Source organism: Metallococcus carri, from assembly GCF_011440275.1.
Taxonomy (GTDB): Bacteria; Actinomycetota; Actinomycetes; order Actinomycetales; family Dermatophilaceae; genus Metallococcus; species Metallococcus carri.
The window spans coordinates 443056-461889 of sequence record NZ_JAAOIV010000001.1 but is presented as its reverse complement, the minus strand read 5'-3'; the positions used below and the strand labels follow the sequence as shown (position 1 = coordinate 461889).

General features: G+C 70.4%; 20 protein-coding genes. 12 read left to right on the top strand and 8 right to left on the bottom strand.

Translation table 11 applies throughout. From position 1 onward, the window contains the following. Positions 1-50 precede the first annotated feature (50 nt). The gene (locus tag G9U51_RS02245; protein WP_166192410.1) at positions 51-893 is read left to right on the top strand and encodes a LysR family transcriptional regulator; all 843 of its coding nucleotides are present in this window, start codon (positions 51-53) and stop codon (positions 891-893) included. Positions 894-1100: 207 nt separating this feature from the next. On the opposite strand, the gene pseH is transcribed toward G9U51_RS02245, so the two are convergent. Then, a complete protein-coding gene (pseH, locus tag G9U51_RS02240) occupies positions 1101-1598 on the bottom strand; it encodes a UDP-4-amino-4,6-dideoxy-N-acetyl-beta-L-altrosamine N-acetyltransferase (protein WP_166192407.1) in 498 nt (165 codons plus the stop codon). Positions 1599-1720: 122 nt separating this feature from the next. Here pseH and G9U51_RS02235 point away from each other — a divergent pair, with 122 nt between their 5' ends. The 4 genes from G9U51_RS02235 to G9U51_RS02220 all read left to right on the top strand — a co-directional run bounded on the left by G9U51_RS02235 (position 1721) and on the right by G9U51_RS02220 (position 4524). After that, positions 1721-1975 carry an acyl carrier protein gene (locus G9U51_RS02235; RefSeq protein ID WP_166192404.1) on the top strand — a complete coding sequence of 85 codons (255 nt, stop codon included), beginning with the start codon at positions 1721-1723 and terminating at the stop codon, positions 1973-1975. Between the two features lie 5 nt (positions 1976-1980). Then, on the top strand, positions 1981-3189 hold the full coding sequence (locus tag G9U51_RS02230; RefSeq protein ID WP_166192661.1) for an AMP-binding protein: 1209 nt from the start codon (positions 1981-1983) through the stop codon (positions 3187-3189). After that, on the top strand, positions 3182-3928 hold the full coding sequence (locus G9U51_RS02225) for an SDR family NAD(P)-dependent oxidoreductase (protein ID WP_166192401.1): 747 nt from the start codon (positions 3182-3184) through the stop codon (positions 3926-3928). Before G9U51_RS02230 ends, G9U51_RS02225 begins: the two co-directional genes overlap by 8 nt. 179 nt (positions 3929-4107) lie before the next feature. Further along, positions 4108-4524, top strand: coding sequence for a hypothetical protein (locus G9U51_RS02220; protein WP_166192398.1), 417 nt, complete (start codon positions 4108-4110; stop codon positions 4522-4524). A gap of 4 nt (positions 4525-4528) precedes the next feature. Here G9U51_RS02220 and G9U51_RS02215 read toward each other — a convergent pair whose 3' ends face one another. Further along, complete coding sequence (locus G9U51_RS02215; protein WP_328823261.1) at positions 4529-5200, bottom strand: class I SAM-dependent methyltransferase; 672 nt, start codon at positions 5198-5200, stop codon at positions 4529-4531. A 1-nt stretch (position 5201) separates the two neighbouring features. Beyond that, positions 5202-5696 (bottom strand): NUDIX hydrolase, encoded by a 495-nt coding sequence (locus tag G9U51_RS02210; protein WP_328823259.1) that lies wholly within the window; start codon positions 5694-5696, stop codon positions 5202-5204. Positions 5697-5948: 252 nt separating this feature from the next. Between G9U51_RS02210 and G9U51_RS02205 the strand changes: the two genes are divergently transcribed. From G9U51_RS02205 to G9U51_RS02180, 6 genes are all read left to right on the top strand, one after another. Beyond that, positions 5949-7004 carry a glycosyltransferase family 2 protein gene (locus tag G9U51_RS02205; RefSeq protein ID WP_328823258.1) on the top strand — a complete coding sequence of 352 codons (1056 nt, stop codon included), beginning with the start codon at positions 5949-5951 and terminating at the stop codon, positions 7002-7004. After that, a complete protein-coding gene (locus tag G9U51_RS02200) occupies positions 7005-7949 on the top strand; it encodes a hypothetical protein (protein WP_166192393.1) in 945 nt (314 codons plus the stop codon). It abuts the gene before it with no gap. Next, positions 7946-8689 carry a hypothetical protein gene (locus G9U51_RS02195; RefSeq protein WP_166192390.1) on the top strand — a complete coding sequence of 248 codons (744 nt, stop codon included), beginning with the start codon at positions 7946-7948 and terminating at the stop codon, positions 8687-8689. The genes G9U51_RS02200 and G9U51_RS02195 overlap by 4 nt, the downstream gene beginning before the upstream one ends. Next, on the top strand, positions 8686-9600 hold the full coding sequence (locus tag G9U51_RS02190) for a DNA-3-methyladenine glycosylase family protein (RefSeq protein ID WP_328823257.1): 915 nt from the start codon (positions 8686-8688) through the stop codon (positions 9598-9600). Before G9U51_RS02195 ends, G9U51_RS02190 begins: the two co-directional genes overlap by 4 nt. Before the next feature lie 192 nt (positions 9601-9792). Next, positions 9793-11811: a M4 family metallopeptidase gene (locus G9U51_RS02185; RefSeq protein ID WP_328823256.1), complete on the top strand. Its 2019-nt coding sequence runs from the start codon at positions 9793-9795 to the stop codon at positions 11809-11811. A gap of 246 nt (positions 11812-12057) precedes the next feature. Then, on the top strand, positions 12058-13638 hold the full coding sequence (locus G9U51_RS02180; protein WP_166192646.1) for a M4 family metallopeptidase: 1581 nt from the start codon (positions 12058-12060) through the stop codon (positions 13636-13638). Between the two features lie 32 nt (positions 13639-13670). On the opposite strand, the gene G9U51_RS02175 is transcribed toward G9U51_RS02180, so the two are convergent. Next, entirely contained in the window at positions 13671-14129 is a 459-nt protein-coding gene (locus tag G9U51_RS02175) for a hypothetical protein (RefSeq protein WP_166192388.1), read from the bottom strand. A gap of 32 nt (positions 14130-14161) precedes the next feature. On the opposite strand from G9U51_RS02175, the gene G9U51_RS02170 reads away from it, so the two are divergent. Next, entirely contained in the window at positions 14162-14530 is a 369-nt protein-coding gene (locus tag G9U51_RS02170; protein ID WP_328823255.1) for a DUF1905 domain-containing protein, read from the top strand. Positions 14531-14651: 121 nt separating this feature from the next. Here the strand turns inward: G9U51_RS02170 and cuyB are convergent, their stop codons facing one another. The 4 genes from cuyB to cofD are packed head-to-tail and all read right to left on the bottom strand — an operon-like array spanning position 14652 to position 18723. Beyond that, entirely contained in the window at positions 14652-15389 is a 738-nt protein-coding gene (gene cuyB / locus G9U51_RS02165) for a cysteate racemase (protein WP_166192385.1), read from the bottom strand. After that, positions 15386-16660 carry a carboxylate--amine ligase gene (locus G9U51_RS02160; protein ID WP_166192382.1) on the bottom strand — a complete coding sequence of 425 codons (1275 nt, stop codon included), beginning with the start codon at positions 16658-16660 and terminating at the stop codon, positions 15386-15388. The genes cuyB and G9U51_RS02160 overlap by 4 nt, the downstream gene beginning before the upstream one ends. A gap of 9 nt (positions 16661-16669) precedes the next feature. Further along, positions 16670-17728 carry a coenzyme F420-0:L-glutamate ligase gene (gene cofE / locus G9U51_RS02155; RefSeq protein ID WP_166192380.1) on the bottom strand — a complete coding sequence of 353 codons (1059 nt, stop codon included), beginning with the start codon at positions 17726-17728 and terminating at the stop codon, positions 16670-16672. Then, entirely contained in the window at positions 17725-18723 is a 999-nt protein-coding gene (gene cofD, locus G9U51_RS02150) for a 2-phospho-L-lactate transferase (protein ID WP_166192377.1), read from the bottom strand. Before cofD ends, cofE begins: the two co-directional genes overlap by 4 nt. Between the last annotated feature and the right edge of the window lie 111 nt (positions 18724-18834).

The following is an 18834-nucleotide window of genomic DNA, read 5'->3' as shown; positions in this document are numbered from 1 at the left end:
CCAAGGGACATCGCCGATCAGCCTATCCGCCGCACGAATACCGACAGGTCATGGAGTTCGACAGCGACGTCCTGCGCACCTTCGTCACCGTGCACGAGACCGGCACGACGGCCGCTGCGGCGCGCGCTCTGTTCGTCTCCCAGCCGGCCCTGTCGGCCCGGATTCGGCGCCTGGAGCGAGCCGTCGGCGCCGACCTGTTCGTCCGTGAACCACACGGTATGACGCTCACGGCGGCCGGCCGTGCCTTCCTGCCGCACGCTCGGGCCGCGTTGGGGTCGCTGCGCGAGGGAGCGCTCGCGGTGGCCGCCACCACGGGCGATCTGCCGCTGCGCATCGCGGTCGTCGACGATTCGCTCGCCGTGCCGGCGCGGGCGATCGACGCCCTGTCCGACGCGGTACCCTCGATCGAGGTGGTCCGCCTGGCCGAGCCCGCCCAGGCGGACGCGCTGCGCTCGCACGCGGTCGACCTCGCGCTCGCCGGGCGGCTGGACCAAGGGCGCGGGCTGCGGCGGGTGGAGTTGGTGCGCGAGGCGCTGGCGCTCGCGGTCCCGGCTTCGGCCGGGATCGCCGAGCCGGTCGACCTGGCCGCGGTGGACCTGCCGCACTATCTGCCACGGGACGATTTCGCGCCGTCCTGGGTGGCGCGGGTGCGTGAGCTGATCGGTCCGGCTCCGACCATTGCGCCGCTGCGGGCTGATTCCACCGCCGCGCCGATGCGACTGGTGGAGTCAGGTCGCGGGGTGGCGGTGAGTCTCGCCAGCACCCCCGTGCCGGCCGGTGTGGCGATGCTGGCGCTGCGCGGTGACCCGGCCTACGAGTGGTTCGGCCATGTCCGCGACCAGACGGAGGCGCGCGTTCAGGCCGCTCTCACCGTCCTCGCGAACCGTCAGTAAATCCTCGCGAAACGTCACTAGTTCCTCGCGAACCGTCACTAGTTCATCGCGAAGCGTCAGTAGTTCCTCGCGAACCGTCAGTAAATCCTCGCGAAGCGCCACTAGTTCCTCGCGAAAGGTCACTAGTTCCTCGCGAAGCGTCGCTAGTTCCTCGCGAAAGGTCGCTAGTTCCTCGCGAAGCGTCGCTAGTGCCTCGCGAAGCGTCACTCACCGGTCCGGGCGCGTGCGGCGGATGGTGTGGACGGTGACCGTCTCGCCGTCGATCTCCCGCTGGTCGGTGGCGACCTCTTCGAAACCGTTGCGCTTGTTCATCCGCCGGACCGCTGCGTTGGCGTCCAGCACCTCGCCCTCAAGCACGTCCAGGCCGAGCTCGTCGTCGGCATACCGCACCGCCTGGCGCTGGATCTCGATCCACGCAGGCAGCAACTCGCCGGTGCGGGTCAGCCCGTCGTTGTCGAGGTAGTAGCCCCACATCGCCCGCTTCGCGCTCGGATCGATGTCGAAGAAGGTGACGACTCCGGCCGGTCGGCCGTCCCGCTCGTAGATGAACACCTTGCGAGATTCGTTGCCGCGCAACGACTTCCAGTAGTTCTCGTGCTGCTGTGGGCTGATCTCATCCCGCGTGAGGGACACCGCGCGCACGTCCGGGTGGTTGCGCCAGACGCGCACGATTTCCTTGTCCTGGTCGGTCGCCGGGCGCAACACGAGGGCCTCCGAGGGTCGGGGACTGGAACGCCCGCCAGCGTAGTCCCGCGACGAATGTGGGATCGGCGCGCTTCGCCCCTACACTGACGCGGAGCGAAATGCCGGACGACGACGGAGGATCGATGACCACGCTGAGCCGCGATCAGGTGCGCGAGATGATGGGCGAAGTGCTCGCCGCGCAGGGCAAGGAACTGCCCGCCAACGACGATGCGCAGCTGTCCGAGATCGGCTTCCGCTCGCTGGACTTCTCCGAGCTCGCGCTGCGGGTGGAGGACGAACTCGACACCGAGCTCAACTTCGACGCCCCCGGCCTGCGCTCGATCGAGACCGTGGGCGACGTGCTCACCTTCATCGACCAGCTGCAGCAGGCTTCTTGAGCGGTATGCCGGCCGGCGCGGCCAACCGGATCGTCACCTCGAGGTATGACGGCCCGTGGTCCGGGCTGGCGCTCGAGGACTGGCCCGCGGCGTCGGCATACCTCGTGGACTCCCATCTGGACGCGGCGCGCGCGGTGTGGGCGCACGCGACGCAACCCGAGCGCGAGACCCTCGTCGCGTCGGCAGGGCGGGTCGACGCCGAGCAGGCAGAGCAGTTCCGCGCGGACGGGCTCGCGCTGGTGCGCGCCGACGGCATCACTCCGGCGACCACCGAACGGCCGGCCGACGCGGGTCGCATCTGGCTGCTGACCAGCGGCTCGACCGGACGCCCGAAGCAGGTGGCGCACACGCTTGAGTCGCTCACCACGATCAGCTCGCCGCAACCCCCGCGGATGTGGCTATGTCCTTATGCCACAGGCGCTTACGCGTGGTGGCAGGTCGTCACGATGTCGCTGCAGCTGCCCGGCCAGGACGTGCTCTTTGTCGAGCCGGGCGAGCTCGACAGCTGGCCCGAGCGAGCGCTCGCGGCGGGGGTCACCGCCGCGTCCGGCACGCCGACCTTCTGGCGGCAGGCGCTCTTCCGCTCCGGCGACGTGCTCGCCCAGATCCCCTTCGAGCAGGTCACCCTCGGCGGCGAACCCGTCGATCAGGGCGTGCTGGACCAACTGCGCGAGGCCTTCCCGCAGGCGCGCATCTCGTGGATCTACGCCTCGTCCGAGGCCGGCGCCGCGATCGCCGTCCACGACGGCCGGGCGGGTTTCCCCGCGAACTGGCTGGATCGGCATACGGCCGGACGCCCCGTGCTGAGCGTTGTCGACGGTGAACTCGTCATCCGCTCCGACAAGGCCGCCCGGGGCATGGACGGCGACATCCGCACCGGCGACCGGGCCGAGATCGTGGACGACCGCGTGCTGATCACCGGGCGGATCGCCTCGGACGAGATCAACGTCGGCGGGTCGAAGGCGTCCGCGTCGAAGGTGCGTGCCGTGCTGCTCGCGCACCCGGCCGTGGCGTGGGCCTCGGTCAAGGGCCGCCGCGCGCCGCTGGTCGGGAATGTCGTTGCGGCGGAAGTGGTTCTGGCTCCCGGAGCGACTGCGACCGATGCCGAACTGCAGGCCTGGTGTGCCGAGCGGCTGCCCGACTACTCCGTGCCGCGGCGGATCCGCGTGCGTGACGAGATCCCGATGAAGGAGACGCTGAAGAGCGATGTCTGAGCCCACCGTCATCCCCGCCGCGTCCTGCGTGCTCATCACCGGCGGCACCAAGGGCCTCGGCCTGCAGATCGTCCGCGACACCCTCGCGCAAGGTGCCAAGGTCGCGACCTTCTCGCGATCGCTGACCCCGGAGATCGAGCAGTTGCGCTCCGAGCACCCCGAGCGGCTGTATGCCGACTCCCTCGACATCAACGACGAGGCCGGCGGCAAGGCCTTCATCAAGGCTGCGGCCGACGCGCTCGGCCCGATCGACTCGCTGGTCAACAACGCCGCGATCGGCCAGGACTCGATGCACCTGCACACCTCGCCGGACCGCATCGCCCAGATCATCCAGACCAATCTCACCGCGCCGCTGGTGCTGACCCGCCAGTTCATCCGGCACGCGATGTCGAAGGTCGGCCGCGGCCGGATCGTCAATGTCACCTCGATCTGCGCGCAGCGGGGCTATTCGGGTCTGGTGGCCTATTCGGCGACCAAGGGCGGCCTGGACTCGGCGACCCGCACGCTGGCCCGCGAGATGCACGGGCGCTTCCTGGTCAACTCGGTGGCGCCGGGCTTCTTCGCCTCGGAGATGAGCTCGGTGCTCGGCACCGAGCAGCTGTCGACGATCAGCCGGCGCACGCCGTCCGGCCGGCTCGTCACGCCGGCGAATATCGCGCCGATCGTGCGCGGCCTGCTCTTCGACGACACGAACATGAACGGCCAGGTCATCGTCGTCGACGGCGGCGGCTCGATTTAGCGCGAGACTTCACCTCGGCGCGTCGCGGTCGCTGGTTGACGCGGACGCGCCGACGGAGTGCGTCACCCGGGCGTGTCGCGGTCGCTGGTTGACGCGGACGCGCCGACGGAGTGCGTCAGCCCGGCGCGTCGCGGTCACCCGGTGACGAGGGCCTCGACCCGGGTCGGCATGCTGGTCAGGTGCGAAGCGATCTCGAGGCCTATCTCGCCTCGTATGCCGACCCGCGCTGGCTCACCATCGGGCCGGGCGTGAACGGTGACACCCACCCGGATTCGGTGCGCACCTATCTCGGCGACGGTCGGGGTGTCGCGTGGGCCCCGCCCAACCCGGACGGTCTGACCCTCGCGGTCGACGCGGAGCTGGCGAGCCAGCGGGTGTCACCCCGCCTCGCCCGATGTGCGCGTTCGGACGATCCCGCAGTGGTCTGGCCGCGGTGGACAGCGTGTGAGGCGGCGGCCAAGGTGCTCGACCTGCCGGTGCTGTCGTGGTTGCACTGGCCCTCGCTCGAGGTGCCGGCAGCCATCGCCGAGCGCGTCGTGCTACGCCATGTCGAGTTTGACGGCATTCAGCTGTGCTTCGGCGTTCGCGCCGACTGACCGATCAGTCCGCTGGTGCGGAGCGCGTCGGCAGGCCCCACGAATTGCGTTGCGGCTCAGGCGAATTCGCGTGCTTTAGCAGGTGCACGACATAGTCTCCTGAACCGTCATACGGCAGGAGGTCGTAGCTGCCGAAACGCTGCTCCACGACCAGCCCGACGGCTTCGGCGTCGGCGGCGAACTCGTCGGCGGAGTAGGTGCGCGAACTCGCCGGTTTGCCCGTGGTGTGGAAGCCGACGAGCATGCGGCCGTCGTCGGCGAGCAGGTCGCGCAAGCGGGCGAGCACGTCGCGTTCGGTGTCGGGTGCGAGCAGGATCATCACATTGCCGACGCACACGACCAGGTCGTATGTCGTCGAATGTCCTTGTGCCGCAAGCGATTCGGGCGTCAGATCGTCCAACCGCGCGAGCATCGTGACCAGCTCGGGATAGGTGTTGCGCGCCTGATCCAGCAGCTGCTCATCGAGGTCAACGCCGAGCACGTCGTGCCCTCGGCGTTGCAGCGCCGCACCGACCCGGCCCATGCCGCAGCCCGCGTCGAGCACCCGCGACCCGCGCGCGATCATCGCGTCGGCGAGCCGCGCCTCGCCCTCGACGTCCTCGCCCGCCGCCACCAGTTCGCCGAACGTGCGGCCGTAGCCGCTGTGGTCGGTCTGCTCCCACCGCGTGAGTGCCACCTCAGAACCCCTCGATCTCGATCGGTATGGCGGGTGCTCCGTTCGCGATCACGCCACCGAGCAGGTCGGCTAGCGCCCGCGGGCCGAAAACGTCTGTGCCGGAAGAGATTTCACCGCGGGTCCACCAGCGCATGCCGTGGACGTTCTCGGCGCGCAGCTCCTCCGGTGTCATGGCGGGGCGAGGCTCGAAGTGGGGCACGCGGATCAGGAAGTAGTCGTCCACCTGTCCGTCATACCGGGTCTCGGCGAGCCCGAGGTCCCACCGCGAGGTCTTGCGCCACAGGAGCGCCGCGACCGGCGGTTCGTCGAGGCCGACTTCTTCCAGCAGCTCCCGGCGCAACGCGTCCTCGGTGCTCTCACCTGGTTCGATGCCGCCGCCCGGGCAGGCCCAGAGCCCTCCTGGATAGGGCATGCCGGGCCAGCGGAACTGCACCAACAGGATGCGGTCGGCCTCGTCCAGGATCACGGCGCGCACGGCCCGGCGAAGCGTCTCCACGATCCTCGACCTTAGGCCCCCACCCCGGCGCGTCATCGTCAACGGTTGACCGCGACGCGCCGAGGAATTGCCGCATTTCGGCGCGTCGGCGTCAATGGGTGGTCGCGACGCGCCGGGGAATCGCGCCGCACCGGCGCGTCGGCGTCAATGGGTGACTGCGACGCGCCGGGGAATCGCGTCGCACCGGCGCGTCGGCGTCAACGGTTGACCGCGACGCGCCGGAGTGATGGCGTTTCGGGGAGGATGTGGGGCGTGACCGACAGCAAGCCGTCTTCCGAGCAGGCTCCCGCACCCGAGCAGGCGCCAACCGCCCGGCCGAGCGCGACCGCCCAGCCGGAGCAAACCGCCCAGCCGGAGCAAACCGCCCAGCCGAAGCAGACCACCCAGCCGAAGCAAACCGCCCAGCCGAAGCAGACCGCCCAGCCAGGGCCCACCGCACAGCCCAAGCCCACCGTCGGGGTGGTGGTGCTGTCGATGGGCGAACGCCTCGATGTGCTGGCCACGGCGTTGAACTCCGTGCACGCCCAGCAAGGCGTCGAACTCGACATCGTGGTCGTCGGCAATGGCTGGCAGCCCACCGGCCTGCCCGACTGGGTGCGCACGGTCTACCAGCCGACCAACCTCGGCATACCGGGTGGACGCAATGTCGGCGCGAAGGAAGCGCGCGGCGACTACCTGTTCTTCTACGACGACGACGCCACCCTCCCGCGCACCGACACGCTGGCGCGGATGGTCGCCGAGATGGACCAGGATCCGCGCAACGCGGTGATCGGCCCGCGCGGGCAAGACCCCACCGGCAAACCCACGCCGCGTCGCTGGATCCCGCGGCTCAACGTCAAGAACGGCGGCAAAGCCGGCCCGGCGACCTGGTTCCTTGAGGGCATTCACCTGTCGCGGCGGATCGCCTTCGAGCAGGTAGGCGGCTGGCCGGACGACTTCTTCTTCGGTCACGAGGGCATCGACCTGGCCTGGCGGCTGATCGACGCGGGCTGGCTGATCCAGTACGTGCCGAGCATCGTCGTCAACCACCCGGCGACGCCCGACAACCGCCACCCGCGCTATCTCGCCTACACCGCGCGCAACCGGGTCTGGGTCGCGCGCCGCAATCTGCCGGCGCCGCTGGTGCCGATCTATCTCGCCGACTGGGCGGCCATCACCGTGCTGCGGGGCCGCCGCAACCCGCAGGATCTCAAGGTGTGGTTCAACGGCTTCAGGGACGGACTGCGCCAGCCGGCGGGCCCGCGCCGGCCGATCAGCTGGCGCACGGTCGCCGAACTCACCCGCCTCGGCCGGCCGCCGGTGCTGTAGATGCAGGTCCTCACCACCGGGATCCGCAGCCGCACCCACCTGGTCCACCTCGCCGCCTGGCTGCGGTCGCAGCAGAGCGTGACCCTGACCGTCGGCGACGATCTCGCCCGCACCGCGGTGTCCGAAGACGACATCCGAGCGTTGTTGCCCGACCACGTCGAGCTGCGGTTCGAGCCGCGCGCGGCCGCCTGGCCGACCGGGGATCTCACCTATCTGTCCGTCGGCGCACCCGGCATCAAGCCGTGGATCGCGTTGCACCGCAAGGAGATTCGTCGTCGCGTCCGCGTGGTCGTCACCGACGAGGGTCTCGGGACGTATGGCGACTGGCGCACCCGCCGGGCCGCCCTCGCCCGTGAGGGCGCGGGCGAACCCCAACGCACCGTCCGCGCGGCCGCAGTCGCTTCAGCCAGCCGACTGCTCACCGGCGAACGCTTCGCGCTCTACGTCAAGGAGCAGCAGTGGGCGGTGCGGGAGGAGATCGCGCGCGAGTTCCACCGGCATACGGCCGACGTGGACCGCACCCCGAGCGGGGACCTCGTGCTGCTCACCCAGCCCTGGGTGCGGCTCGGCGTGATCACCGAACCCGACTACCGCGCGCACATCGACGCGGTTGCCGCCCACGCCCGGCGCGAGGGGATGCGGCTGGTCGTGCGACCCCACCCCACCGAGGACACCACGATGTATGCCGGGCTGCCGCTCGTGACCAGTCCGCTGCCCGCGGAGCTCGACCCCCGGGTGGTCACCGCGGCCCAGGTCGCCGGCTCCACCAGCACGGCGCTGCTCAACCTCGCCGCGATCTTCGACCGGCCGGCCACCCGCCTGGTGATCCCCGGGCTCGAGCACCTCGAGGACGCCTTGGGGCGCGATCAGCGCGCGCTGCTTGCCCGCCATCTGCCGCAAGCAACCCGGGTCCGTCAGGACGGACGGTTAGAGTCGGTGTCGTGAAGGGCAAGGTCTCCTCGGCGAGCCGCCTCAGCGGCACGCCGGCTGTGCAACGCATCGTCGACCGGGCACGTCAGGCGGCTCGTGATACCGCAGCCCGGATGCCGCGTGCCGACCAACCCACGCCGCTGCGCGCCGCCGACTTGAGCGGTGTGCGGCTGACCGACCTGTTGACCGATGGCGCGGTGGCGCGACGCGCGCGGCGGATGGCCCGTTCGCTCGGCCTGGCCCGCACCGTCGACGACACCGGAGCCTGGGCCGCGCTCGGCGGGCTCGCCGCCCTGCTGCGCGTGGTCGACGACGGTGGTCGCCGCTCGGTCGTGGTCGACACCGCCGGTCCGCGGTCGACCTTCAGTCGGTGGGCCGAGCAGGCTGGCTTTGCGCCGGTGCATTTCGACGTGATGCGCCCCGACGTGGTCGGCGAGCAGGTGCCGCGCGCCGGCGTCGACATGGTCGCCCGGCTGCATCCGCACTCGACCCAGCCCGAGACCGTCGACGAAGACCTCACCCGGGCCTCTTGGGCGCTGCGCCGGGGCGGACTGCTGTCGGTGACGATGCGCCTCGGCCCCGCCGATGAGGGCGGCGTCGGGCTCGCCGACCTGCGCTCGATCATCGCCCGCGCCGGCGAACAAGGCCTCAGCGTGGTCGGTGACCTCGACATCCGCGACGGTGCCCGCCACCGCTCCGCGCACCGCGCCGACGCGTCCTACGGCCTGGCCCTGCTCACCTTCCGGCGCCGGTGACCGACCCGCTGGAGACGACCTGGTCGCCGGGCCGGCCGGTGCCGATCCGGCTGATCCTCGGCGCCCTGCGCCACGGTGGCGGTGACCCCACCTGGCGCGCCGACGACGACGGCGTCTGGCGGGCCTGCGTCACCCCCGACGGCGCGGGCACCCTCAACCTGCGCGAGCACCGCGACGGCGTCCGCGCCCGGGCGTGGGGCGCCGGTGCCGCCTGGCTGCTCGCCGGTCTGCCCGAGCTGCTCGGCGGCAGCGACGACCCCACCGGCTTCACGATCCGGCACGACGTGCTGCGCGAGCCCGCACGCCGGCATACCCACTGGCGGGTATGCCGATCGCGCCTGGTGATCGATTCCCTCGTCCCGGCGATCATCGAGCAGCGGGTGACGGGCGTGCAGGCCTTCGGCGCCTATCGCCAGCTGGTGCGCCGGTTCGGCGCCCCGGCACCCGGCCCGGGCGCCGACCGTGGACTGATGACCCCGCCGAGCGCGGCAGACTGGAAGCGCATCCCGTCCTGGGAGTGGTTGCGGGCCGGGGTGGACCCGGCCCGGTCGCGCACCATCATGCGCGCCGTCGACGCCGCCGCCGCGCTCGAACGCGCGGTCGATCTGCCCCGCGAGCAGGCCTGGGCGCGGCTGCGCTCGGTGCCCGGGGTCGGGCTGTGGACCGCCGCCGAAACCGCGCAGCGCGCTCTCGGTGACGCTGACGCGGTGAGTTTCGGGGACTACCACGTCGCCAAGGACATCGGCTGGGCGCTCACCGGAGCGCCCGTCGACGACGTCGAGATGGCGCGGCTGCTCGAGCCCTATGCCGGCCACCGCTTCCGGGTGCAATTCCTGGTGAGCGCCGGTGGGCTGCACCGGCCCCGTCGCGGCCCGCGGATCACCCTGCCCGGCCACCTGCCCGTGCGCTGAACCCACGCTTGGTCAGCAATCGCCCTGCATTGAGTAAGAACTGCGTCGGCGAACGGTAAGGATTCGGTTTTCTCCCTTGTGGGCGACCCGGTGCTGGGCCAAGGCTCGGCGCGGGCTGCCGGGCCCACCCCGTGCCCGACCGTCCGCGAAGACCCGGGAATCACCTGGGTCCCGTCCCTTGAGGGAGAAACCGTGAACCGACTATCTCGTGGTGCCGCCTTCGGCATGCTGGCCGCCGCCATGGTCGCCTCGGCCGCGTCATTCGCACCGACCGCCGATGCCGCCGGCGGCACCAGTGCCGCCTCGGCGAGCACCGACAGCGTGGCCCGCCAGCTGAACCTGTCCGCGGACGAGGCGCTGCAGGCCAAGAGCGTGTATGCCGATCGCGACGGCTCGCGCTTCACGCACTACAACCGCACCTTCCGCGGCCTGCGCGTCGTCGGCGGCGACCTGATCGTCGCCACCGCGCCGAATGGCACGGTCCGGAAGGTCACCAAGAATGGCACCGGCAAGGTGGCCGTCACCTCGACCACGCCCACCCTGGCCAAGGCCACCGCGCTCGCCAAGGGCCGCAGCGTGTCCAAGGCCAAGACCGTGAGCTCCGTCGGCGGCACGCTGGTGATCTACGCCGGTGCGGGTCAGCCGCGGCTGGCCTATGAGGTGCAGACGACCGGCGTGCAGGCCAACCAGACCCCCTCGCGGTTGCTCACCTATGTCGACGCGCGCACCGGTGCGGTGCTGGCCTCCGACGAGCAGGTCAAGGCCGGGACCGGCAAGGGCATCTTCGTCGGCCAGGTGAGCATCGGCACCTCGGGCTCGGCTGGCGCCTACACGATGAAGGACGCACAGGGCAACTACACCACCGACCTCAAGGGCGCCACCTCCGGCACCGGCACCACCTTCACCGACGCTGACGACGTGTGGGGCAATGGCACCAACAGCGACCGCGCCTCGGCCGGCGTGGACGCGCACTACGGCGCCGAGCAGACCTACAGCTACTACAACTCGGTGCAGGGCCGGGCCGGCATCTGGAACAACGGCACCGGCGCCCGCAGCCGGGTGCACTACGGCAACAACTACGCCAACGCCTTCTGGGACGGCACCCAGATGACCTATGGCGACGGCGCGAACAACGCCAACCCGCTGGTCGAACTCGACGTGGCCGGCCACGAGATGAGCCACGGCGTCACCGAGAACACCGCCGGGCTGGTCTACTCCGGCGACCCGGGCGGCCTGAACGAGGCGACCTCGGACATCTTCGGCACCGCGGTCGAGTGGTATGCCAACAACCCCAACGACGTGCCGGACTATCTCATCGGTGAGGAGCTCAACCTCAACGGCAATGGGACCCCGTTGCGCTATATGGACAAGCCGTCCAAGGACGGAGCGTCATACGACTGCTGGAGTTCCTCGGTCGGCAGCGCCAACCCGCACTACAGCTCCGGTCCGCTGAACCACTGGTTCTACCTCGCCTCGGAGGGCTCGGGTGCCAAGACGATCAACGGCGTGAGCTACAACAGCCCGACCTGCAACGGCAAGTCGATGACCGGCGCCGGCCGCCGGGACATCGAGAAGGTCTGGTACCGCACCCTCGCCACCAAGCTCACCTCGAACTCCACCTACAAGGACGCGCGCGAGGGCGCGATCAACTCCGCGATCGAGCTCTTCGGCGCGAGCAGCACCCAGTGCCTCGCGGTGCAGAACGCCTTCGATGCGATCTCGGTGCCGGCCGGCACGGCGGCCTGCAGCGGTGGCGGCACCCCGCCGCCCAGCGGCAGCTCGCTGACCAACGGCGGCTTCGAGAGCGGCCAGACCGGCTGGACCGGCACGTCCGGCCCGATCACCAATGACACCGGCCGCCCGGCGCACAGTGGCAGCTGGAAGCTGTGGCTCGGCGGCAACGGCGCCACCGCCAATGAATCCGAATCGCAGACCTTCACCGTGCCCGCGACCGGCGGCACGCTGACCTGGTGGGTGCGGATCGACACCGCCGAAACCTCGACGAGCTCGGCCTATGACACGGCGACGGTGTCGCTCAACGGCACCACGGTGAAGTCGTATTCGAACCTCAGCACACCCAAGTCCACGTGGGTGCAGCAGTCGGTGAGTCTGTCGTCGTATGCCGGCAGCTCGGTGACGCTCAAGTTCGCCGCGACCGAGGACTCCAGCCTGCAGACGAGCTTCGTCATCGACGACGTCGCCGTCAGCTGATCGGTCACTGGCTGCGGACCGGGCCGTCACCCGGCCGGCCCTTCGCGGGCTCGGCGGGTGGCGGCCCGGTCGGGTGCGGAAGGTAAAAGTCCTGTCTGGCTTCGGTCAGGAAGTTCCCAGGTTGGCCCCATAACCCTCGTCGGAGGGGCAGAGTCAGTCCACACCGTCGACGGCCCCCGTCCGGCGACGGTGCGAACCGGGAGCGTCCCGGGTCGATTGCTCAGAGGGAGAAACCCCGTGAACCGAATGTCACGAGCCGCCGGTTTCGGCGTCCTCGCCGCCGGCATGGTCGCCACCGCGGCCTCGCTGTCCCCGTCCGCCGATGCCGCAGCGCCCACCACGGGCGCCGCGCAGGTGCGGGCCATGAGCGCCGCGACCAGCAGCGCAGACGCCATCGCTCGCCAGCTGAACCTGTCCGGCGACGAGGCGTTGCAGCCCATGAACGTGTATGTCGACCGCGACGGCACGCGGTATACGCACTACAACCGCACCTTCCGTGGCCTGCGCGTCATCGGCGGCGACCTGATCGTCACCACCGCGCCGAATGGCACCGTGCGGCAGGCCAAGAAGAATGGCACCGGCAAGGTGGCGGTCGCCTCGACGACCCCCAAGCTGGCCAAGTCCACGGCCCTCGCCAAGGGTCGCGGTGCCTCGAAGGCGGCGTCGGTGTCCGCGGTGAGCGGCACCCTGGTGGTCTACGCCGGCAGCGGTCAGCCCCGCCTCGCCTATGAGGTGGTCACCACCGGCGTCAAGGCGGACCAGACTCCCTCGCGCCTGCTCACCTATGTCGACGCCGCCAGCGGCGCCGTGCTCGCGAGCAACGAGCAGATCGCCGACGGCACCGGCAAGGGCATCTACGTCGGCCAGGTGACCATCGGCACCTCCGGCTCGGCGGGCGCCTACAAGATGGTCGACGCGCGCAGCAACTCGGTCGCCGACATGCAGAACCGCACCGGTGGCAAGGGCACCATCCTCACCGACCCCGACGACGTGTGGGGCAATGGCACCAACAGCGACCGCGCGTCGGCAGGTGTCGACGCCCAGTACGGCGCGGAGACGACCTACGACTACTACGACAAGGTGCAGGGCCGGGCCGGCATCTGGGGCACGGGCAAGGGCGCCCCGTCGCGGGTGCACTACGGCAACAACTATGCCAATGCCTTCTGGGACGGCACTCAGATGACCTATGGCGACGGCGCGAACAACGCCAACCCGTTGGTGGAGCTGGATGTGGCCGGCCACGAGATGAGCCATGGTGTCACCGAGAACACCGCCGGGCTGGTCTACTCCGGTGACCCGGGTGGCCTGAACGAGGCGACCTCGGACATCTTCGGCACCGCGGTCGAGTGGTACGCCAACAACCCCAATGATGTGCCGGACTACCTGATCGGTGAGGAGATCAACCTCAACGGCAATGGCACCCCGCTGCGTTACATGGACAAGCCGTCCAAGGACGGCCGGTCCTACGACTGCTGGAGCCCGGCGGTCGCGTCGGCCAACCCGCACTACAGCTCCGGTCCGTTGAACCACTGGTTCTACCTGGCCTCGGAGGGTTCGGGCGCCAAGACCATCAACGGGGTCAACTACAACAGCCCCACCTGCAATGGTGCGGCGGTCACCGGTGCCGGTCGCTCGGTCGCCGAGAAGGTCTGGTTCCGGACGCTGTCGACCAAGCTGACGTCGAACTCGACCTATCTCGATGCTCGGGAAGGTGCAATCACCTCGGCCAAGGAGCTCTACGGCGTCGGCAGCACCCAGTGCGTCGCCGTCGAGAACGCGTTCAACGCGATCTCGGTGCCCAAGGGCACGGCCACCTGCAGCGCCTGACCGATCCGGTCTAGCCCGCCTGAGCAGCGGCGTCACCGACAGTGGCGCCGCTGCTCCGCGGGTTGATTGAGTTCGCTGAGGATCGCCGAGACGGCGCCGGAGAGTCCCTCAGCGTCCGCCGCCTCACCCAGGTCGGTGCGGCCGAACGCATTCTCGACCCAGACCGGCATACGGTCGGCTCCGGACAACGACGGCCCGCTCGAGGCGGCGGCCGGTGCGTGAGCACGCAGGGGGTCCATCAAGGTCTGGTCCAGCCGGCAGTCGACCGTGCCCGCGCGAGTGCTGCCGGTGACCGTGCCGTCGGCGGCGATGGTGACATCGTCGGCGAAACCGGCAATGCCGCCCGAGCGGTGCACGGTGAGCGGGAAGCGCCGGTCGGCGTCGCTGGAGGTGCCGCTCGTCGTGCTCTCGGTTGTCCCGTTCCCGCCCGTCGCGGGCGCCTGGCCGCAGGCGGCGAGCAGCAGCAATGCCGTGACGACGATGGCCTTCATGGTCGCAAACCCCTTGCGCCGGTTGCGGATTCGTGCACCGAGTGTATGCCGGTGTGCTCGCCTCACGCTGCCTGCGGGCGTTGCTTGCCGGGGCGGGTCGGTGGTCGAATGCGTTGGTGGAGTTCAGCTTCGAGGGGGAAATCATCGAGTGGCGCGGGCCGGCGCCCTATCTGTTCGTGCCGTTGCCCGATGACCTCGCTGCGGCGGTCGCCGATATCGCCCGGGACGTGACCTACGGCTGGGGCTGCATCCCCGCCGAATGCGTCAGCGGGCGAACGACCTGGACCACCTCGATCTTTCCCCGCCACGGCGGCTATCTGGTGCCGGTCAAGGTCGCCGTCCAGCGCGCCGAGGGTTACGCCCTGGGCGACATCATCGAGCTCACCGTCCGGATCGGTTGACAGCGTGGCGCGCGGATCGCCCAGTTGGGCGTTTTGTGCCGGTGGTGAGTCGGGATTGGCGCGCGGATCGCCCAGTTGGGCGTTTTGTGCCGGTGGTGAGTCGGGGTTGGCGCGCGGGCGTTCAGCGGGGGGTGCGGCCGGCCTGGCGGATCGTGGCGAGCACGAGCGATTCGACCGAGTCGACGAGCTCCGGTCGGCCCCGCCAGCCCTGCTCGTCATAAACGATCGACAGTTCGGTGCACCCCAGCGCGACGACGTCGCTGCCGGCGCTGAGCCGGCCGATGACCGCCTCGAGCCCCTCGACGTCGACCGGCCCGCCGGCCTTGACCCCGTCGTAGATCACCGACATCACCAGCCGCTGGTCCTCCTCGGACGGCAGCACGATCTGCGCGCCGAGAGCGTCCAGCACCTTCTGATAAACGCCAGCCGCACGGGTGCCGTCGGTGGCGAGCAGACCCACCCGCGGCCCGCGGGCGATCGCGGCCTTGGCGGTCTCCTCGACGATGGAGATGATGGGAAGCGTTGTCGCAGAAGAGATTTGGGGCAAGAAGTGGTATGCCGTGTTGCACGGGATGGTGATGAACGCCGCGCCATACGCCTCCAGCCGGGCGGCATCACGGGCGAGCACCGGCCCGGGATCCGGGGCATCGTCGGACAGGATCCGGGCGGTGCGATCGGGCTGGCTGGCGTGGTCGAGCACGATGAGGTCCAGGTGGTCCTGATCGCGCTTCGCCGGGGTGCGGTCGACCAGCAGCTTGAGGTAGAGCGCCGTCGCCGCCGGCCCGTTGCCGCCGATGACACCGACCGTCGGCCCCGGCCAGGCGGGGTCGGCCGCCACGGTGAGCGGAGCGGACGTCATACCAGCGCCTTGGGCTCGGGGTAATAGCGACGGTACTTGCGGATGTAGTTGGCCTGGTTGGCGACGATCCACGCCCAGCGGCGCGGGTTGCGCTCGGCGGAGTAGAACCACGGGTTGGTGACCTTGCGCTCGCGGATCAGCCGCTTGACCGTCGCCGCGGTGTCGGGGTCGGTGATATAGCGCTGCAGCCACTTGACCGGCACGGCGGTGAAGACATGCTGGTCCTCGGCGATCACCGGCGGGCGCGCACTGAGGTCCTCGCCGCGGACGTACTCATCGACATACCAGCGCACGACATTGTGGCCGGCCGCGGTGATGTAGAAGCTCGTGCCGCCGAGGCGGGGGTTGAGCTCGAAAAAGACGGTCTCGCCGGTGCGCGGGTCGAACTTCATGTCGAAGTTGGCGTAGCCACGCCAGCCGATCTGCTCCAGCAGCCGGGTGGCCTGGGCGATGGCGGCGTCGTCGCGTTCGGTGAGGATCGCGGCGGGGAAACCGACGGTGTCGGGGGAGTGCTCCTCGAGCAGCACCCGGCCGTAGGAGGCGAAGTGCACCTTGCCGTCGCGGGCGACATAGCAGGTGAGGATGCGCATGTTCTGATCGTCGCCGGGGATGACGTCCTGCAGGATCATCTTGTCGGTGTAGCCGGCCGCGCGCAGCCGCCCGAGCAGGTCGTCCAGCTCTGTCCGCGAGGCCGCGGTGTGCACCTTGCGCTTGCCCTCGAAGGACACCCCGGCCCACGCCTCGGCGTTGGACGGTTTGGCGATCACCGGATAGGTGAGGTGGTCGAGTGCTCCCGAATCCTGTTGTCCCGCAACGTCATAGACCACCGTGGCGGGGTGGGGGATGTTGAGCTCGGCGCAGAACTTCGCGAAATTCTCCTTGCGGGTCATCGTGTCGATGAGCTCGGCGTCGGCGTAGGGGATGAGGTAGAGATCCTCGAGCTGGTCCTTGACTCGCGCGAGCACGCTCACGACATGATCGGTCGTCGCCAGCAGCAGTCGCTTGGCCGAGCCGACCCGCGGCGCCAGCTCGCGCAAGGTGCGCACCAGCACCTGCGGATCCTCGAGCGACTCGATCGGCTGGTGCACGATCAGGTCGCTGTGCGCGATCGGCCCGGCGACCATCCGCGAGACGACCAGCGTGCGATAGCCGTAGGCCATGTGGAAGGACCGGGCCAGGCTGTACCCCAGCCGGTCGCCACCCAGCACGACCGGAACGAACTCCTGGTCGCGGATCAGGGCAGGCGGGTTCGGCGCGACGATCTCGGGCATGGCGCCAGACTAACGGCGGGTGGGCCGCACGACGATCTCGACCGTGGTGCCGTCGCGAGTGGCGTCGGCGCCCAGCCGCTCGCCGGCGAGCGCGACCTCGACCCGGGCCCAGGTGTGCCCGAGCCGCACCGGATCGGCGTCCTCCAGCCGTATGACGACCGCCTCGCCTCGCGCGGTGATCGAGCTCGCGCGGCGCGTAGTGCCCGCTCGGGCGGCGCTAGGTGCCCGCTCGGCGGAAGAGGCGACGCGGAGGGCTCGGGCGGCGCGGTCGGCGATGGTCTCCGGGTGCACCGATTCGATGCCGACGTCCTGCGACAGCTGCGACCCGGCCGGCACCCCCAGCGCGTCGCGGACGGCCTCGGCGCGCCCGAGCGCGAACCAGTCCTCCGGCCCCGAACGCACCAGGTCGACGGCGGGCACCTCGGCGACCAGGTCCGGCATACCTCGGACGATGGCGACCGGGACGCGGTCGAGCTTGCCCTTGACCAGGTCGGCCGCGGCGGCGAGTTCGTCGGCGAGGTTGCGGACCGTGACCGCCAGATCGCGGCCGGCGGCGTCGGCGTGCCCGCGCAGGTCGTCCAGCGCGCGCAGCCCCGCGGTGCCGAGGGCGAAATCGACCAGACCGGCCCGCCACGGCCGGCCCGCGGTGTCACTGAGGATCACCGCGAGCCCGCCCACGCCGGTCGCGGCGCGCAGCGAGTCCAGCACCTCCTGGGCGGCGGCGTCGGGGTCGTGGGGGAGCAGCAGCAGGTGATCGTCGTCGGCGTTGGAGGCGTCGATGCCGGCACCGGCCATCACCGGCCCGGCGAGCGCCTCGACCACGCGGGTGACACCACCGGTGGAGGTCATCCGTTCGGCGACGACGCGGCGGGATTCGCGCAGCGCAAGCGCGGGCCGGTCGGTGCTCTCGGTGCTGTCGGCACGCAGGCCGAGTGCCTTGGAGACCACCTTGGAGGTCACCACGACGATGTCACCGTCACGCACCTCGATCGCGTCCGCGACGAGCGCGCCGAGGTCGTCACCCGCACCGATCTCGGGCAGGCCCGGCACCGGCAGCAGGGTGATCACCGGCGGACCGCCTCGGCGAGGCGCAGGGTGGCCGCCGCCATCGCGGTCGCGGCCTCGGGGGAGGACATCAGCAGCGGCGCCTCCTGCACGACGAGGTCGCGCGGGTAGCCGCCCGCGCCTTCCGCGGTCGCGCCTTCAGCGGTCGCGCCTTCGCCGGGAGCGACCAGCCAGCCGTCGAGGAAGTCGGCATACAGCGAGGCGACTCCCTGGGGTGAGACCTCGACGTCGAGCGCGGCCAGGCAGGCGTCGGCGTGCCCGCGCACCGGACCGCCGCCCACGATCGGGCTGACGCCGACGACCGGCGCCGTGGTGCCGCGCAGCGCGTCGCGCACGCCCGGCACGAGCAGCACGATGCCGATCGACACGACCGGATTGCTCGGCGGCAGCACGATCAGGTCGGCGGTGCGGATCGCCTCGAGCACGCCCGGGGCGGGATTCGCGCGGTCCAGCCCGGCGACCACGAACCGCTGCGCCGGGATCGCGGCGCGCTCCTTGACCCACCAATGCTGGAAGTGGATCGCCTCCTGCTCGCCGTCCCGGTCGACGATGACATGGGTCTCGACCGGTTCGTCGGTCATCGGCAGCAGCCGCACATGCTGCTCCGGCAGGCCCCAGCGCGCGGCGAGCCGCTCGATGATCTGGCTGTAGCTCAGGCCCTGGCCGCGCCAGTAGTTGCGGGCGATGTGGGTGCCAAAGTCCTTGTCTCCCAAGCCGAACCAGTCCGGACCGACGCCGTATGCCGTGAGCTCTCCCTGCACCGTGAAGGTCTCCTCGGCGCGCCCCCAGCCCTGGGCTTCGTTCGCACCGCCGCCGAGGGTGTAGAGCAGGGTGTCGACGTCCGGGCAGACCCGCAGCCCGGACAGGGTGATGTCGTCACCGGTGTTGGCGATCACCGTCAGCTCGTGGGGTCCGCCGTCGAGGGAGTCGAGGTGAGCGCGCAGACCGCGCAGGAAGCGGGCGCCGCCGACGCCACCGGCCAGAGCAGTGATCCGCATGGCTGGCAAGTCTGGCATCGCGACCCCGCGACACGCCGATCGGCCTGCCGCACAGGGAAAGACAGCTTGACGAAACGGTAATAACACGCATGTAATTAGTGACGTCGACGA

Coding starts and splice junctions, on each gene's coding strand:
- G9U51_RS02160 (WP_166192382.1), bottom strand. CDS start 16,660: ATGCCCGAGATCGTCGCGCCGAACCCGCCTGCCCTGATCCGCGACCAG.
- G9U51_RS02175 (WP_166192388.1), bottom strand. CDS start 14,129: ATGAAGGCCATCGTCGTCACGGCATTGCTGCTGCTCGCCGCCTGCGGC.
- G9U51_RS02225 (WP_166192401.1), top strand. CDS start 3,182: ATGTCTGAGCCCACCGTCATCCCCGCCGCGTCCTGCGTGCTCATCACC.
- G9U51_RS02235 (WP_166192404.1), top strand. CDS start 1,721: ATGACCACGCTGAGCCGCGATCAGGTGCGCGAGATGATGGGCGAAGTG.
- cuyB (WP_166192385.1), bottom strand. CDS start 15,389: ATGACGTCCGCTCCGCTCACCGTGGCGGCCGACCCCGCCTGGCCGGGG.
- cofD (WP_166192377.1), bottom strand. CDS start 18,723: ATGCGGATCACTGCTCTGGCCGGTGGCGTCGGCGGCGCCCGCTTCCTG.
- G9U51_RS02230 (WP_166192661.1), top strand. CDS start 1,981: ATGCCGGCCGGCGCGGCCAACCGGATCGTCACCTCGAGGTATGACGGC.
- G9U51_RS02200 (WP_166192393.1), top strand. CDS start 7,005: ATGCAGGTCCTCACCACCGGGATCCGCAGCCGCACCCACCTGGTCCAC.
- G9U51_RS02180 (WP_166192646.1), top strand. CDS start 12,058: ATGTCACGAGCCGCCGGTTTCGGCGTCCTCGCCGCCGGCATGGTCGCC.
- G9U51_RS02245 (WP_166192410.1), top strand. CDS start 51: ATGGAGTTCGACAGCGACGTCCTGCGCACCTTCGTCACCGTGCACGAG.